Origin of the sequence: Butyrivibrio sp. XBB1001 (assembly GCF_000424505.1) — a bacterium.
Lineage (GTDB): Bacteria > Bacillota > Clostridia > Lachnospirales > Lachnospiraceae > Butyrivibrio.
In genome coordinates this window covers 85329-101833 of the sequence record NZ_AUKA01000009.1, presented here as the reverse complement: position 1 = coordinate 101833, position 16505 = coordinate 85329, and the positions used below count along the sequence as shown (strand labels likewise).

General features: G+C 34.5%; 15 protein-coding genes and 1 pseudogene. 5 read left to right on the top strand and 11 right to left on the bottom strand.

All coding sequences use genetic code 11. The features are described from left to right. Positions 1-4 precede the first annotated feature (4 nt). The 11 genes and pseudogenes from G631_RS0109720 to rpmH all read right to left on the bottom strand — a co-directional run bounded on the left by G631_RS0109720 (position 5) and on the right by rpmH (position 9697). Positions 5-526 carry a DUF4446 family protein gene (locus G631_RS0109720; RefSeq protein ID WP_026489275.1) on the bottom strand — a complete coding sequence of 174 codons (522 nt, stop codon included), beginning with the start codon at positions 524-526 and terminating at the stop codon, positions 5-7. 21 nt (positions 527-547) lie between these two features. Then, positions 548-1447 (bottom strand): ParB/RepB/Spo0J family partition protein, encoded by a 900-nt coding sequence (locus G631_RS0109715; protein WP_026489274.1) that lies wholly within the window; start codon positions 1445-1447, stop codon positions 548-550. A gap of 49 nt (positions 1448-1496) precedes the next feature. After that, positions 1497-2261: a ParA family protein gene (locus tag G631_RS0109710; RefSeq protein WP_026489273.1), complete on the bottom strand. Its 765-nt coding sequence runs from the start codon at positions 2259-2261 to the stop codon at positions 1497-1499. 340 nt (positions 2262-2601) lie between these two features. After that, positions 2602-3339, bottom strand: coding sequence for a 16S rRNA (guanine(527)-N(7))-methyltransferase RsmG (rsmG, locus tag G631_RS0109705; RefSeq protein ID WP_026489272.1), 738 nt, complete (start codon positions 3337-3339; stop codon positions 2602-2604). Next, positions 3329-5257: pseudogene (mnmG, locus tag G631_RS0109700) on the bottom strand (tRNA uridine-5-carboxymethylaminomethyl(34) synthesis enzyme MnmG); the annotation flags it as partial. The pseudogene mnmG and the gene rsmG, both read right to left, overlap by 11 nt. 3 nt (positions 5258-5260) lie before the next feature. Further along, positions 5261-6697: a tRNA uridine-5-carboxymethylaminomethyl(34) synthesis GTPase MnmE gene (gene mnmE / locus G631_RS0109695; RefSeq protein ID WP_026489270.1), complete on the bottom strand. Its 1437-nt coding sequence runs from the start codon at positions 6695-6697 to the stop codon at positions 5261-5263. 125 nt (positions 6698-6822) lie between these two features. Continuing rightward, positions 6823-7599, bottom strand: coding sequence for an RNA-binding cell elongation regulator Jag/EloR (gene jag, locus G631_RS0109690; RefSeq protein ID WP_026489269.1), 777 nt, complete (start codon positions 7597-7599; stop codon positions 6823-6825). Between the two features lie 15 nt (positions 7600-7614). Next, positions 7615-8928 carry a YidC/Oxa1 family membrane protein insertase gene (locus tag G631_RS0109685; RefSeq protein WP_026489268.1) on the bottom strand — a complete coding sequence of 438 codons (1314 nt, stop codon included), beginning with the start codon at positions 8926-8928 and terminating at the stop codon, positions 7615-7617. Between the two features lie 20 nt (positions 8929-8948). Continuing rightward, the gene (gene yidD, locus G631_RS0109680) at positions 8949-9158 is read right to left on the bottom strand and encodes a membrane protein insertion efficiency factor YidD (protein WP_026489267.1); all 210 of its coding nucleotides are present in this window, start codon (positions 9156-9158) and stop codon (positions 8949-8951) included. Continuing rightward, on the bottom strand, positions 9155-9505 hold the full coding sequence (gene rnpA, locus G631_RS0109675) for a ribonuclease P protein component (RefSeq protein ID WP_026489266.1): 351 nt from the start codon (positions 9503-9505) through the stop codon (positions 9155-9157). The genes yidD and rnpA overlap by 4 nt, the downstream gene beginning before the upstream one ends. A 57-nt stretch (positions 9506-9562) precedes the next feature. Then, on the bottom strand, positions 9563-9697 hold the full coding sequence (gene rpmH / locus G631_RS0109670; protein ID WP_013282343.1) for a 50S ribosomal protein L34: 135 nt from the start codon (positions 9695-9697) through the stop codon (positions 9563-9565). A gap of 572 nt (positions 9698-10269) precedes the next feature. Between rpmH and dnaA the strand changes: the two genes are divergently transcribed. The 5 genes from dnaA (at position 10270) to gyrB (ending at position 16462) form a co-directional block, all read left to right on the top strand. Next, complete coding sequence (dnaA, locus tag G631_RS0109665; protein ID WP_026489265.1) at positions 10270-11670, top strand: chromosomal replication initiator protein DnaA; 1401 nt, start codon at positions 10270-10272, stop codon at positions 11668-11670. Positions 11671-11986: 316 nt separating this feature from the next. Continuing rightward, positions 11987-13096: a DNA polymerase III subunit beta gene (dnaN, locus tag G631_RS0109660; protein WP_026489264.1), complete on the top strand. Its 1110-nt coding sequence runs from the start codon at positions 11987-11989 to the stop codon at positions 13094-13096. A 40-nt stretch (positions 13097-13136) separates the two neighbouring features. Further along, complete coding sequence (locus tag G631_RS0109655) at positions 13137-13352, top strand: RNA-binding S4 domain-containing protein (protein WP_026489263.1); 216 nt, start codon at positions 13137-13139, stop codon at positions 13350-13352. Continuing rightward, positions 13349-14467 carry a DNA replication/repair protein RecF gene (gene recF / locus G631_RS0109650; RefSeq protein ID WP_026489262.1) on the top strand — a complete coding sequence of 373 codons (1119 nt, stop codon included), beginning with the start codon at positions 13349-13351 and terminating at the stop codon, positions 14465-14467. The genes G631_RS0109655 and recF overlap by 4 nt, the downstream gene beginning before the upstream one ends. Before the next feature lie 54 nt (positions 14468-14521). Continuing rightward, positions 14522-16462, top strand: a complete 1941-nt coding sequence (gyrB, locus tag G631_RS0109645) for a DNA topoisomerase (ATP-hydrolyzing) subunit B (RefSeq protein ID WP_026489261.1) — start codon at positions 14522-14524, stop codon at positions 16460-16462. Positions 16463-16505 lie beyond the last annotated feature (43 nt).

Sequence of the window (16505 nt, the reverse complement as noted above, 5' to 3'; positions counted from 1 at the left end):
TATATTATCTGTTTGTACTTTCTAACGCCTTATCTAATGCTCTTTTTTCATCTTTGCTTAATTCTACATCAGATATTCCTGCTTTTATTTCTTTTGAATAAGAGTAGTTCATTCCATCTGAATTGTGAACTGAATTTAAAAGAAATCCATTATCATTTTCATCTAACATGCAAAGTGCAAAACTAAGTTTACCACCATTTTGGCTAAATGCATCATATTTCTCTAATCCAATTTTCTGGAAAGAGTTATTAAGTCTTTTGTTTATATTGATAATGTCTTTTCTATTTTTTTCGTTTTCACTTCTGATCATTCTATTGTCATGGAACAGACCCACAATTTCTTCTTCCAGAGACTCAGCTTCTTTTCCCTGCATGAACTTGGAATACTTTCTTTCCAGGTTCTTAAGTCTTTTCCCTTGAAGAATAATGATTACAAATGCTCCGATCAAAAGAACTAATAACACCAGGAATAATATCGCTGGATCTAAACCTGCCATTCCTAATGCACTGAATATATTGCTTTCCATTATTGTCCCCCGACTATGTATTTAGTTTTCTTTACATATTCTTCCAATGATTTTTTCTAAATCATCATTGTTATAAAACTCAATCTGAATAAGGCCAACTCCATCGCCTTTAGATGAAATTTCAACCTTTGTTCCAAGAGCCTGTTTACATTTTTCAGCAACATCGCTATATACAGCTTCGATACTTGGATTAGTCTTAGAAACTTTTTTCTTGGAAGTTTTTCCTAATCCCTTTACAAGCTTTTCTGTTTCTCTAACACTTAAATTCTCATCAAATACTTTTTGAGCTATCTCAGCCTGTTCCTTTGGATCTTCAATTGAGATAAGTGCTCTTGCATGACCTGTAGATATCAGTTCCTGTATTACCATTTCTTGAACTCTGCTACATAGTTTTAATAATCTGAGAGAGTTTGTTACATATACTCTACTCTTTGATACTATTGCAGCAAGCTGGTCCTGTGTATATGAATACGCATCAATAAGCTGCTTAAATGCAAATGCTTCGTCAATAGAATTGATATCTTCTCTCTGTAAGTTATCAATTATAGAAAGCTCAGCAATCTCTTCATCTGAAAGATCTTTGATTATTACAGGTACTTCTTTTAACTCTAATTTTTTTGCAGCACGCCATCTTCTCTCTCCGGCCACTATCATGTAACCACCATTTTTTCTAGGTGTTACAATAAGTGGATTTATCATTCCATGCTGCTTGATTGAATCAGCCAATTCTAAAAGAGCATCCTCATCAAATGTTCTTCTTGGCTGATTCTTATTTGGTTCTATCTTGGTAGTGCTAAGATTAACTATCTGACCTTCAATATGTTTTTCTTCAATCTTAGTTTCTTTTGTAGTACTTACCTTTGCAGGTATTAAAGTATCAAGGCCCTTCCCAAGACCTCTTTTCGCATTTTTAACTGCCATTTGTCTCCTCCAACATTTATCATTACTATAATAATCGCACTTAATTCAATTAAAACTCTCTCTCAACAACTTCATCAGCAAGAAGTCTATAAGCTTCTGCACCTGCAGACTTTGGTTCATATATATTTATAGGTAGACCATAGCTTGGGGCTTCTGCTAATCTTATGTTTCTTGGAATTATTGTCTTATACACATTTTCCTGTATATGTTCCTTAACATTTTCTACTACCTGAAGAGAAAGGTTCGTTCTTGAATCAAACATTGTGAAGACAACGCCTTCCATTTCAAGTTCTGGATTCAGTCTTTCTTTTACAAGGTTTACTGTGTGTACTAACTGACTAAGTCCTTCCAACGCATAATACTCACATTGGATAGGTACTAATACAGTATTAGCTGTAGTCATAGCATTAATTGTCAGCATGCTGAGTGAAGGCGGACAATCTATAACAATAAAATCGTAGTTATCTTTAACTTTACTGATTGCTTCTCTTAAGATATATTCTTTTTGATCAGCATCGATTAGCTCAATTTCTACTGCTGCTAGATTTACATTAGATGGAATAATATCTATTCTCTCAAAGATTTCTTTATGGATAGCTTCTTCTGTATCACACTCTCCAATCATTAACTCATAGATAGTATTTTCTAACTCATTCTTATCAAGACCAAATCCGCTTGTTGTATTTCCCTGTGGATCTGTATCAATTACTAAGACTCTTTTTCCTTTTTCTGCCAGAGCTGCAGACAAATTAATAGAAGTCGTTGTTTTACCGACTCCTCCCTTTTGGTTTGCTATCGCTATTACTCTACCCATTTTTCCTCCACAATTTAAACACTAATATGATTTTATCACAAATTAGTTTTTGCGGTTGATACATTTTATAAAACTTACTTATTTTTCTCTTTTATCCAAAAAAATATTTCGAAATAAGTTATTTTTAGCATTTACTATTTTGGATAACTACATCTAGTATGAATAATTTTCTGACTTAATTACACAATTACTTGCACGGATTAATGTTTCACAGTTATTTATACTAGATTTTGTGTTTCAATGTTTCACGTGAAACAATTTTTTGTATAATAAACAAATTCAAATATTAATGTTTCACGTGAAACATTTAATAACAAATAAAAGTAAAACACAAGATATATTAAAGCGGAGTTTTGGATGGAACACCAGCTTTACGTGGATACTTTTTTGAGGTAGGTTCTACTTTATTTACAATACATATTGTTCTACTATAATCAGACTCCGGAAGAATAAATTCATTAGAACTTGTAAGCTTACCACCAAGTAAATGAATAGCACCTTTAGCCTTAACTAACTCCTCAGAAGCTTTCTCACTTTTAAAAGCTATAAAATTTCCTCCTACCTTCACATAAGGAAGACAATATTCACAAAGAGTTGACATATTAGCTACTGCACGAGAAACGGCAATATCAAAAGTCTCCCTCAATGAGTCTTTTTTAGTTGAAGCAAAATCTTCTGCTCTACCATGAAGAGTAACAATAGATCCTTGATTATTAAGATCAAGTTTATCAATAACTTCATTTAAGAAATTTAGTCTTTTATTTAAAGAATCAAATAATGTGATCTTAAGATTTGGAAAAACTATCTTAAGAGGAATACCTGGAAAGCCAGCACCAGTTCCAATATCTATGAGTGAATAATCATCTGAAGAAAAATCAAAAAACTGACATGCTGAAATACTATCGACGAAATGTAATTTACATACATCTTCAAAGTCTGTAATAGCAGTCAGATTCATAACTTCATTCCATTTTACAAGTAATTCATAATATGTATTGAACTGTTGAAGTTGTTTATCACTAATCTCAACACCAAAAGTATTCAAATCAGCAATCATACTTGCATATTTATCTCTCATCATTATTTCCTCTATTCAAAGTATCTAGATATATTAATAAAACAGATACATCAGCAGGATTAACTCCACCTATTCTTGAAGCCTGTCCTATATTAGCAGGTCTGAATTTTTTTAATTTTTGTCGAGCTTCAAGTCTTAAACTAGAGACATCATCATAATCTATATCAGCAGGAATTAATCTTTTTTCAAGTTTTTTAAATTGCTCAACTTGTCTTTCCTGCCTATTAATGTACCCTTCATATCTAATAGTTATCTCAACCTGCTCAATAATATCTTTAGTTAATGAAGGTCTATCAGAATCAATAGGGGCCAATTTTTCATAGGAGAACTCTGGTCTACATAAAAGTTCTGCAAGAGAAGTCGCAGTCTTTAATGGTGTGCTACCGCTCTCCTCCATAAATTTCTGAATAGTAGCATTAGCACCAACGGAAGTTTTCTTTAATCTTTCAACTTCCAAATTTATGCTATCTATTTTATTGATAAGTTTATTGTATTTTTCATCACTAATAAGACCAACATCATGACCTTTCTTTCTAAGTCTAATGTCAGCATTATCCTGTCTCAACAAAAGACGATACTCTGCTCTGGAAGTCATCATTCTATATGGCTCCAAGTTTTCTTTTGTTACAAGATCATCAACAAGAACTCCAATATATCCCTCTGAACGATCAATAGAAATGTAAGGCTTACCAAGAATCTGCATAGAAGCATTAATTCCGGCATAAAGACCTTGCGCAGCAGCTTCTTCATAACCACTACTTCCATTAAACTGGCCAGCGCTAAATAAACCACGAATATTTTTTATCTCAAGAGTAGGATTAAGCTGACCTGGACAAAGGCAGTCATATTCAATTGCATACGCACTCTTAACAATCTTGCAATTTTCCAAACCAGGAACAGTTCTATACATTGCAATCTGTACATCTTCAGGAAGAGAAGAACTCATTCCATCAATATACATTTCATTAGTATATGTACCTTCAGGTTCTACAAAAACCTGATGTCTTTCATGATCAGGGAATTTAACAACTTTATCCTCAATAGAAGGGCAATATCTAGGACCAATGCCTTCAATAATACCAGCATAAATAGGTGATCTATCTATGTTATTTCGTATTATTTCATGTGTTTTTTCATTGGTATATGTCAACCAACAAGATACCTGAGGTCTTTGAACATCTTCTGGATCAGTGTCAAAAGAAAAAGGAATGACAGGTGTGTCACCAAACTGCTCTGACATTTTTGAATAATCAATAGAATTGCCGTCCATACGAGCAGGTGTACCTGTCTTAAATCTTCGAAGCTCAATACCAGCATTTATAAGAGACTGGGATAAAAGATTCGAAGGCTGTAAACCATTAGGACCACTGTATGTAATAGCTTCACCTGTAAGACATCGGCTTTTAAGATAAGTTCCAGTACAAAGAATAACTGATTTAACATCATAAATAATGCCAGAAAAAATCTTGATTCCGACAATCTTCTTGCTATATTCTTCCTCAGAATTATCTACCTTATAATCTTCTACTATAATTTCAGAAACTTCAGCCTGCTTAATTGTAAGATGTTCCTGATGCTCCAAAACTCTTTTCATTTCTTTGGAATATTCCATCTTATCAGCCTGACATCTAAGTGAATGAACAGCTGGTCCTTTGGAAGTATTGAGCATCTTGGATTGTAAAAAAGTTTTATCAATAACTTTTCCCATCTCTCCGCCAAGAGCATCTATCTCTCTAACAAGATGTCCCTTGGAAGACCCACCAATATGGGGATTACAGGGCATGAATGCTATATTGTCAGCACTCATTGTAAATATAATAGTTTCAAGTCCTAACCTGGCACAAGCAAGAGCAGCTTCACATCCAGCATGGCCAGCACCTATTACGGCAACATCATATTTTTCTCTAATATCTAACATAATTTATTTTCCCATACAGAACTTGGAGAAAATTTCCTCTACAAGATCATCTCCAACTTCTTCACCTATTATTTCGCCTAAACTTACATAGGCATCATTAAGATCAACTGTATAAAAATCTTCAGACAACCCTTTTTCAATACTATCAATTACAAGTTTTAAACTATTCAGAGTTTTTTGAAGAAGATTCTTGTGCCTTAAATTAGTAATATACAGTTCCTGCTTTGGAACAAGCTGTCCATTTAAAAACAAATCAGTAACTGCAGACTTTAAATCTTCAATACCATTTCCCTTCAACATAGAAGTTTTGATAACGGGAACTGATTCATTTTCTGATTCTGAAAAAAGATTACGAACAATTTCTTCTGAAATTTTAATATTGCTACTTAAGTCATCTTTATTAAGTAACACGATAGTCTTCTTATTTTTACAAAGACTTATTATCTCTTTATCCTCACCATCAATTTCAGAAGTTGAATCGAGAATGTATAGTACAAGTTCAGCATCATTAACCATTGCTTTTGCTTTATCCACACCAATTTTTTCAATTACATCCTCGGTGTTTCTAATACCAGCAGTATCAATAAGATGCAAAATTATATCACCAAGTCTTACTGTTTCTTCAATGATATCTCTAGTAGTACCTGCTATATCAGTAACTATGGCTCTTTCATCACCTGTAAGAGCGTTTAAAAGAGATGATTTTCCAGCATTTGGTTTACCAATGATCACCGTCTTAATGCCATCTTTTCTGATTTTCCCTTCATCAGAAGTAGCTATTAAAGATTCTATTTCTGAAATTATAGGGTTTATTATATTAATTAAATTATCAGAAAAACCAGTTAGATCATAGTTTTCGGGATCATCTAACGCAGACTCGATAAAAGCCATCTGGTAAATTATCTTTTGACGAATTTCTTTTACTTTTTCAGATATTTTTCCTTGAAGCTGACTTCTTGAGGACTCAAGTGCAAAATTGTTCTGCGCACTAATAACATCCATGATAGCTTCCGCCTTCGTTAGATCAATTCGACCATTTAAAAAGGCTCTCTTTGTAAACTCACCAGGCTCAGCCATTCTGCAACCACTTTTTATAAGTAGTTCTAGTATTTGATTCATCACTAGCATTCCGCCATGAGAATTAATCTCGATAACATCCTCTCTGGTATAGCTGTGTGGCGCTTTCATAAATGAGATCATAACTTCGTCTATTACACATAAGTCACGATTCATTGATTCATCAACAATATATCCATAAGTAATGCTGTTAGGTTTATGCTCAGACAAATTATGCTCTTTTTTTGCTGAAACATAAATTTTATTACAGATACTGATTGCATCAGGACCACTTACTCTAATGATACCAATACCAGCATCAGACATAGCTGTGGCAATAGCACAAATAGTATCTCCACTGAAATTATTAAGTACAGAACCCATAGTCATCTTCCTATAAACATTTGAACATTATCACAATAACTATAACACAAGAAGAACAAACAATACTTTCAACTTAAAGAAAAAAGTCGAGAGGTTATCCCCTCTCGACTTTATAGTTTTAGAAATTATTTCTTAAGTGTAACTACAACGCGTCTGAAAGGCTCATCACCTTCACTGTGAGTTGTTACATATCTGTCGTTCTGAAGAGCTGAGTGAATTATTCTTCTCTCGTAAGGATTCATTGGCTCAAGAGCAACTGACTGTCTTGTCTTTCTAACCTTATAAGAAATATTCTTGGCAAGATTTTCAAGAGTTGCCTTTCTTCTCTCTCTATAGTTCTCTGTATCAACCTTAACATGAATGTAATCAGAAGATTCCTTATTAACAACAAGAGAAATAAGATACTGAAGAGAATCAAGTGTCTGTCCTCTCTTACCTATAAGAACACCCATCTCAGCACCACTAAGCTCAACATCAAGAATATTATCTTGAGAATTAAACTTAGCATTTACAACAACTTCCATTTTCATTGCTTCAAAAACATCTTTGAGGAAATCATTTGCCTTTTTTACAAGATCATCACCATCAATGCTAGATGTCTTCTTATCTTCTGCTTCAGGCTTATTATCTGAATCAGCGTTAGTATTTTTCTTTTTGGAATCATCCTTTTTAGAAAACTGTTTACTATCAGTAGATTCAGCCTTAGGAGCTTCTACTTCAACAGGCTTTTCTTCTTTAATTCTAGCCTTGATAACAGCAGGCTTTGCATTGATACCAAGAAAACCTGCAGAACCACTTGAAACAACTTCATACTCTAATCTATCACTTGTAACCATGAGTTCTTCGCAAGCTTCAGTGATAGCATCATCTATATTTTTTGCTGTAAACTCCTTAAACTCCATCGTTCACACCCCTCATCAATCTTTATTATAGTTTTCGTTATAATCTTTTACCATGTTAGCCTTAGCAAGAAGAGAATCCTTACGAATCTTATTATTCTCGTAAACCTTCCTTGAATTGGCAACCTTAGCCTCAACGTCACCAGAAACCTCTGTAGAAGCACTCTTAGCTACATTAGTGATATTTCTGGTAGACATATTTGCATACATATTCATCTGAGGAGAAGATTTCATTTTCTCCATTTTCTTTTTGTATTTCTCAGTATTCTTGGCAATCTCAGCATCAATATCAGTCTTATCGATATGCTTATTGATCACGATCTGCTGAATTGATCTAATAACAGCACCAGCAATCCAGTAAACACCCATACCTGCAGGAAGACTCAAACAGAAGAATGCAGACATCAAAGGCATCATAATATTCATAGTCTTCATAGACTGCTGCATCTGAGCAGCTGGATCATTAGGATCAATCTTGGCATTAGGATCTACATTCTGAGGCATTAACTTAGTGTTAACCCACTGAGTAAATGCAGCAAGAACAGGAACTATAACTCCTCCAAAGAAAAGAAGGAAATTTCTATTAGCAAATGCAGTCTGGATCATATACATAGGACTGTCTGCTATGTTAAGACCAAGAAATGAGTTAAATGCATTAAGAGCTGTATGAGTCTTATCTACAGAAGATGAAAGACTTGTAAAATGCTCAGAAATACTTGCCCAATCAGATGTTGAAGTCTTATTAAGAATATCAATGTAAGTATTCTCAATAAATTCTACATTACCAGAAGTAAACTGTTCATTTGAAAATCTACTTGAAAATGAAGCAGCACTCTTCAAAGTTGAAATGAAATCAGCAGCTCCATCTGCAAGTCTAAGTTCCTCAACAAGAGGATAAAAAGCATTTCTAACTATAGTAACGTAAGCTGGAACATTGCTGATTACTCTATAAAGAGCAAAAAGAATAGGCATCTGAATGATAAGCTGAAGGCAGCTACCAGTCTGAGATACACCATACTTGGCATAAAGTTCCTTGGTTTCAGCCTGCATAGCAAGCATAGAATCATTATCTTTTTTTCCTTTATACTTCTCCTGAATAGCCTTGAGTTCAGGACTCATCTTAGCCTGAAGCTTAGAAAACTTCTGCTGTTTATAAGTAAGTGGAAGAAGACATAAATAAATAACAATAGTAAAAATGATAATAGCAAGACCAATGTTTGGTATTCCAATAGCATTAAGTACATTAAATATACCATTCATTACGTGACCAAGCAGCCACGCTACTGGACCAACGATCTTACCGTTATCCTTGGTTAACAAAACTCCTAACAAATTATACCTCCTCTGAAAGTTCACGGAACAGGATCATAACCACCGCTTGAAAAAGGATTACATCTTAATATCCTCCAAACAGCCAAAAGTCCCCCTTTGATTGCTCCGTACTTTTCTATTGCTTCTAGTCCATACTCCGAACAGGTTGGAATATATGGACATTTTGTTCTCTTTAATGGAGACAAATACTTTCTATAAAATTTAATTAAAAAGATAAGTATTTTTTTCATTGAATACCGCCATTTTTCTTTATGCGGGCCTTACCTGCCAGGTACAAAAGAGAATCCTGAATATCAAAAAAGCTGGCATCTCTCGCACAGGCCCTGGCTACGACTACCATATCCAAACCACTATTGAATACACTTTCCTGTAGTCGGTATGATTCTCGAACAAGTCTTGCAAATCTGTGCCTTACAACACTGTTCCCTATTTTTTTACTACATGAAATCCCAAGTTTATTGTCTGAACGGCCATTTTCCCACACATATAGAACAATAAATTTATTAGCATAACTCTTGCCATTCTCATAAACATTACGGAAATCAGTTGTTTTTTTCATTGATTCTGAAAAAAGCATTTTTATTATCCCTTAATTTTTTGAAGAAAAAAGGCCACATTAACTGCGGCCTTTAAATCATGCTGATAATCTCTTTCTTCCCTTTGCTCTTCTAGCAGCAAGAACTTTTCTGCCGCCCTTAGTAGCCATTCTTGCTCTGAAGCCGTGTACTCTGGCTCTCTGGAGCTTATGAGGCTGGAATGTCATCTTCATATGGAAACACCTCCTTCTTATTCAAACTAGAAAATCTCAAATTTAAAGTACGTAACCACCCAAATAAAACATCTAGTTCCATTTAAATGATTAATGATTGCATCCATGTGTGGAAAAAATCTTTATAATTATAATAAATAAAAACACGACAGTCAAGCCATAAACTCCCCTAAATTACGTTACAAAATAGTAAAAAAAATTTTCAATTAATTTTCAACAATATGTGGTGCTGAAAAAAGTTTTCCACATCAAAATGTTGATTTTGTGGATAACATGTTGATTAATATTTTACCTACAAATTTATCCACATTTTTTTAAATTTTTGTGGATAACCCAGTTAATTAATGGTTGATAAATTAATGAGAATGGCCATTTTATGCGCTTTGTGACTGTAGATTATTAATAGTGGAAAAACAGGACTTTTTCCACACCGCATTTTTTATTGGGTGTTTTTATACCTAAAAAATTGTGTTTTCCACTTTCCCACAACTTAACCTATGTGGTTTGATATTTAAACCGGAATAATATAAAATAGTTAAAGTCTAAAATTATGCTTTGTTGGGAGTTTTTTCATGCAATCATCAGTAGAAATCACAAATAAACTAAAATCCAATTGGGATGAAATCAAAAAAAATATAAGAATAGAGTCAGGTATAACTGATATCTCTTATAGAACATGGATTGAACCTCTTACAGTATATAAAATAGAGAATAATACTGTAATGATTCTTATTCCACAGGATAATCCTGTGGCTCTTCAGTATATCAGTAAGAACTATATGGACTTTTTCAAAGTAACAGTATCCGAGTTCTTAGAAGAAATGGTAGAAATATCTTTTATACTTAATAAAGATATTATTAATAATGAAGAAACTCATGAAAATAAAAATACAGACAATGAGCAAGGCCAGTATTCAGGCAATTCTAACATTGATCATTCAAATCTTAATCCAAAATATAGATTTGATACTTTTGTTGTAGGTAGTAATAACAAGTTTGCTCACTCAGCTGCTCTTGCTGTTGCTGAGTCTCCAGGAATTTCTTACAATCCTCTTTTCCTTTATGGAGGACCAGGTCTTGGAAAGACACACCTTATGCACTCAATAGGTCACTTTGTTATGGAACATAATCACCAGGCCAAGGTTCTGTATGTAACTTCTGAGCAGTTTACAAATGAAGTTATTGAATCAATCAGAAGTGGTAAGGCAGAGAGTATGTCCAAGCTTCGTGAGAAATATAGAACAGTAGACGTTCTCATGGTCGATGATGTTCAGTTTATTATAGGAAAAGAGTCAACTCAGGAAGAATTCTTCCATACTTTCAATGAGCTTCATCAAGCAGGAAAACAAATTATTCTTTCTTCAGATAAACCACCAAAAGAAATGGAAACCCTGGAAGAGAGATTCAGATCCAGATTCGAAATGGGTCTTATAGCAGATATTCAGTCACCTGACTATGAGACAAGGATGGCAATTCTTCGTAAAAATGCTGAAAACTATGGCAAGCATATAGATGATGAAGTTATCAACTATATTGCTACTAATATTAAATCAAATATCAGAGAGCTCGAAGGAGCATACAATAAGATAATCGCCTACTCAAGACTTAATAATGTAGATATTACTCTTGAGAACGCAATGGAAGCTCTTAAAGATATCATCTATCCAGATAAATCTAAGGTTATTACACCACAGCTTATTATTGATACAGTATGTGAGCAGTATGGATCCAAGAAGGAAGATATTTTCTCCAAGAGAAGAAACTCAGAAATAGTTCTTCCAAGACAGGTTATAATGTATCTTTGCAGAGAACACACAGATGCTTCACTAGAGGAAATAGGTAAGCTTCTTGGTAAAAAAGATCACACTACAGTAATGAGTGGTATCAACAAAATTAAGAAACAGATGACTTTCGATGAAGAGCTTAATAAAAACCTGGATATAATAATGAAAAAAATAAACCCTTCTTTATAATAGGTAATTCACAAAAACTAAAAAGTTATACACAATTGTGGATAACTTTCTTGATAACTTGTGATTTAGCTGGGGATTAATTGTGATTTAAGGTGGATTAAGTTTTTTATAGCTTATTTGTCAAAATTTGGCTTGTTTATAACTTTTTAATTTTCAACATCAATTTTTTTGTTTTCAACAATCAAAAATTTGTAAAAAAGCCGCATAAATTGTATAATAGAATAGGTTTTACACTTATCAACAGCTATTATTAATGTTTTTATTATTAATTAATATTAATTTTATACTTTAGCCAGCGAAGGGAGTATGTGGTTAAATGAAATTCGTTTGTTCTAAATCCAACCTCGTTAGTGGATTACAGATTGTATCAAAAGCAGTTCCTTCTAAAACAACAATGTCCATTCTCGAGTGTATATTAGTAGATGCAACTGAAGGAGTCATCAAATTTATTGCCAACGATATGGAACTTGGTATTCAGACTATAGTAGAAGGTGATATAGTCGAGAGAGGTTATATTGCTATAGATGCCAAGATCTTTGTAGATATTGTAAGAAAGCTTCCAGATAATGCAGTAACAATTGAATCTGATAGCAGCAATAAGGTAACTATTAGTTGTGAAAGAGCCAAATTCAATCTTATCGGTAGGAAGGGTGATGACTTTACTTATCTTCCATCTATTGAAAAGATTGATGGAGTATCTGTTTCACAGTACACGCTTAGAAACGTTATACAGCAGACTATCTTCTCTATTGCTGAGAATGATGCCAATAAGATGATGGCTGGCGAATTATTTGAAGTAGATGGCGAGAATCTTAAGCTTGTTTCTCTTGATGGACATAGAATTTCTATCAGAAAAGTTAAGCTTAATGGCAACTATCCATACAAGAAAGTTATTGTTCCAGGTAAGACACTTGGTGAAATAAGTAAAATTCTTGGAGATAGTATCGAGAAAATAGTAAATATATATTTTACAGACAAACATGTTTTATTTGAGTTTGATAATACTACTGTTGTTTCAAGACTTATAGAGGGCGAATACTTTAGTATTGATCAGATGCTCTCTAGTGATTATGAGACAAAGATCAGTATCAACAGGAAAGAGTTTCTAGAGTGTATTGATCGTGCTACTCTTCTTGTTAAAGAGGGTGATAAAAAGCCTGTTATAATCTCTGTTACAGATTCGAATATCGAACTTAAGATCAATTCAGCAATTGGTAGCATGGATGAAGAAATTGAAATAGATAAACAGGGTAAGGATCTTATGATTGGCTTCAATCCTAAGTTTCTTATTGATGCCCTCAGAGTAATTGAGGATGAGATAGTTGATATTTATCTTGTTAATCCTAAGGCTCCATGCTTTATAAGAGACAAGGAATCAACATATATTTACCTTGTTCTTCCTGTAAACTTCACAACTGTAGACTAATACAGGTTTCAAGGCATAAATAAGATATAAGGATTTTGTAATGGAAATAATCAAATTACGTGAAAATGATGATTTTATAAAACTTGGTCAGGCCCTTAAAAAGGCAGGACTTGAGGGGTCTGGAGTGGATGCCAAGAATGACATCCAAGCCGGACTAGTTAAGGTTAACGGAGAAATAGAAGAAAGACGTGGCCGTAAACTATATGATGGTGACATTTTTGAGTATGATGGCACACAGGTTAAAGTTGAGAAATGATAATCAAATCACTTGAACTAGCTGATTTTAGGAATTATGAAAATCTAAAGATTGATTTCAGCAGCGGTACAAACATACTTTATGGAGATAATGCCCAAGGTAAGACTAACATTCTTGAGGCTATATTTGTTTCGGCTACTACCAAATCGCATAAAGGTAGCAAAGACAAAGAAATAATAAAGTTTGGAAAAGAAGAAGCTCATGTCAGGACAATTCTTGAAAAGGATAATGCAGAATATCGCGTAGATATGCATCTTCGCAGCAGTAAATCCAAGGGAATTGCAATAGACGGACAAAAGATAAAAAGGGCATCAGACCTGATTGGAATGCTCAATGTAGTTTTTTTCTCGCCTGAAGATCTTAGTATCATAAAAAATGGTCCTTCAGAAAGGCGTAGATTCATGGATATGGAGCTATGTCAGTTGGATCAGATATATCTTAATAGTCTTTCAAAATACAACAAACTTGTTGTAGAGCGTAACAAAGTTCTTAAAGATTTGTATGAGCACCCTGAAAATAACGTTTTACTTGATGTTCAGGATAAGCAATTATGCGAATATGGATCTGTCATTATCAAGACAAGAGAAAAATTCATCAGAGATCTTAATGAAATAATAAGACCTATACATGAAAAGTTAACAGGACAGAAAGAACTCCTGTCAGTTTATTATGAGCCAAATGTCAGTGCTGATGAATTTGAAAGAAAATTAAAAAGTGCAAGGCAAAAAGATATGTATGCCAAGCAGACCACAACAGGTCCTCACAAGGATGATTTTTCTTTTGTGATACAAAAGAAAAATGCAGAATCAGAAGGATACGGAGATGGAATAGACATCAGAAAGTACGGTTCACAGGGACAGCAGAGAACTGCTTCTCTCTCACTCAAACTTTCTGAGATTGAGATAGTAAAAAAAGCCAAGAAGGAAAATCCAGTACTACTTCTCGATGATGTATTGTCTGAGCTTGATAGTAACAGACAGAATTATCTCTTAAATACCATCGGAGATATACAGACTATAATTACATGTACTGGACTTGATGAATTTGTTAATAACAGATTTGAAATAGATAAGCTGTTCAAGGTTACAGAAGGAACAGTAAGTAGCGAGAATTAGTAGAAATACTGATAATTGCCAGGAATTTAGAAATAAAAAGAAATGGAGCAAACAATGAGCGAAGAAGCAGTAAACTATGGTGCCGATCAAATCCAGATTCTTGAGGGACTTGAGGCTGTAAGAAAAAGACCAGGTATGTACATTGGTACTACTGCCAGCAGAGGTCTTCATCATCTCGTATACGAGATAGTTGATAACTCAGTTGACGAGGCGCTTGCAGGATTTTGTGATCACATCGAAGTAACTATCAACGAAGACAATACAATTATTGTTCAGGATAATGGTCGTGGAATACCTGTAGATGTCAATCATAAATCAGGACTTACTGGTGTAGAAGTTGTATTTACTATTCTTCACGCTGGCGGAAAGTTTGGCGGTGGAGGATACAAGGTTTCTGGTGGATTGCACGGAGTTGGTGCATCTGTAGTTAATGCTCTTTCTGAGTGGCTTGAAGTACAGGTTACAAGAGGTGGTAAGGTTTATCAGCAGAGATACGAAAGAGGTAAAGTATGCTACCCTCTTAAGGAAGTTGGCACAGCTCCAGAATCAGTAACAGGTACAAGAGTATACTTTAAGCCAGATGCTGAGATTTTCAGAGAAACAACTGTTTTTGAATACAACATTCTCAAACAGAGACTTCGTGAAATGGCGTTCCTTACAAAGGGACTGAAGATAACACTTACAGATATGCGTGTAGAGGAAGGTGAGGAACCTATTGAACAGACCTTCCACTACGAAGGCGGTATCAAGGAGTTCGTTCAGTACCTGAATAAGAGTAAGACATCTCTCTATGATGAAATCATGTACTTTGAAGGAAATAAGAACAATGTTCAGGTAGAAGTATCTTTCCAGCATAATGATTCTTACAACGAGAGTATCTATACATTTGTTAATAACATTAATACTCCTGAAGGTGGTACACACCTTGAGGGATTTAAGGCTGCTCTTACCAAGACATTCAATGACTATGCCAGAGCTAACAAGATGTTAAAAGACAACGAGGAAAACCTCACTGGTGAAGATATCAGAGAAGGTCTTACAGCAATCATTTCTGTAAAGATTGAGGACCCTCAGTTTGAAGGACAGACCAAGCAAAAGCTTGGAAACTCTGAGGCAAGAGGTGCCGTAGCTAGTATAGTTGGTGAACAGCTAACATATTATCTTGAGCAGAATCCTAATGTTGCCAAGCAGATTCTTGAAAAGGCAATTCTTGCTCAGAGAGCAAGAGATGCTGCAAGAAAGGCAAGAGATCTTACAAGACGTAAGTCAGCTCTTGATGGAATGGGACTTCCAGGAAAACTTGCAGATTGCTCAGATAAAGATCCTAAGAACTGTGAAATCTTCATAGTTGAGGGAGATTCTGCCGGTGGATCTGCTAAGACAGCAAGAAGCCGTGCTACACAGGCTATTCTTCCACTTCGTGGTAAGATTCTGAATGTAGAAAAAGCCAGAGTAGACAGAATATACGGAAATGCTGAGATCAAAGCTATGATCACAGCATTTGGAACAGGTATCCATGATGATTTTGATATCAGCAAGCTAAGATATGACAAAATCATTATCATGACCGATGCCGATGTTGATGGTGCGCATATTTCTACACTTATGCTCACATTCCTTTATAGATTTATGCCTGAGCTTATCAAGCAGGGACATGTTTATCTTGCCCAGCCACCACTTTATAAGCTTGAGAAAAATAAAAAGGTCTGGTATGCATACTCAGACGAAGAACTAGATAAGATCCTTACAGATGTTGGACGTGATCAGAACAACAAGATCCAGCGTTATAAGGGACTTGGTGAGATGGATCCAGAACAGCTCTGGGAAACAACTATGGATCCTGAGAGACGAGTTCTTTTGAGAGTAAACATGGATGAGGAATCATCATCAGATATTGATGTAACATTTACTACTCTCATGGGTGACAAGGTAGAACCTAGAAGAGAATTTATAGAGAAGAATGCAAAGTTTGTTAAGAATATTGATATATTCTGATAAAAAGGCAAACAGTAATAAAAAATAAATGGTGGCTCACAAA

Excerpts from the sequence above, each read along its gene's own strand:
- G631_RS0109720 (WP_026489275.1), bottom strand. The coding sequence starts at position 526 with ATGGAAAGCAATATATTCAGTGCATTAGGAATGGCAGGTTTAGATCCA.
- G631_RS0109715 (WP_026489274.1), bottom strand. The coding sequence starts at position 1,447 with ATGGCAGTTAAAAATGCGAAAAGAGGTCTTGGGAAGGGCCTTGATACT.
- G631_RS0109710 (WP_026489273.1), bottom strand. The coding sequence starts at position 2,261 with ATGGGTAGAGTAATAGCGATAGCAAACCAAAAGGGAGGAGTCGGTAAA.
- rsmG (WP_026489272.1), bottom strand. The coding sequence starts at position 3,339 with ATGAGAGATAAATATGCAAGTATGATTGCTGATTTGAATACTTTTGGT.
- mnmE (WP_026489270.1), bottom strand. The coding sequence starts at position 6,697 with ATGGGTTCTGTACTTAATAATTTCAGTGGAGATACTATTTGTGCTATT.
- jag (WP_026489269.1), bottom strand. The coding sequence starts at position 7,599 with ATGGAGTTTAAGGAGTTTACAGCAAAAAATATAGATGATGCTATCACT.
- yidD (WP_026489267.1), bottom strand. The coding sequence starts at position 9,158 with ATGAAAAAAATACTTATCTTTTTAATTAAATTTTATAGAAAGTATTTG.
- rnpA (WP_026489266.1), bottom strand. The coding sequence starts at position 9,505 with ATGCTTTTTTCAGAATCAATGAAAAAAACAACTGATTTCCGTAATGTT.
- rpmH (WP_013282343.1), bottom strand. The coding sequence starts at position 9,697 with ATGAAGATGACATTCCAGCCTCATAAGCTCCAGAGAGCCAGAGTACAC.
- dnaA (WP_026489265.1), top strand. The coding sequence starts at position 10,270 with ATGCAATCATCAGTAGAAATCACAAATAAACTAAAATCCAATTGGGAT.
- dnaN (WP_026489264.1), top strand. The coding sequence starts at position 11,987 with ATGAAATTCGTTTGTTCTAAATCCAACCTCGTTAGTGGATTACAGATT.
- G631_RS0109655 (WP_026489263.1), top strand. The coding sequence starts at position 13,137 with ATGGAAATAATCAAATTACGTGAAAATGATGATTTTATAAAACTTGGT.
- recF (WP_026489262.1), top strand. The coding sequence starts at position 13,349 with ATGATAATCAAATCACTTGAACTAGCTGATTTTAGGAATTATGAAAAT.
- gyrB (WP_026489261.1), top strand. The coding sequence starts at position 14,522 with ATGAGCGAAGAAGCAGTAAACTATGGTGCCGATCAAATCCAGATTCTT.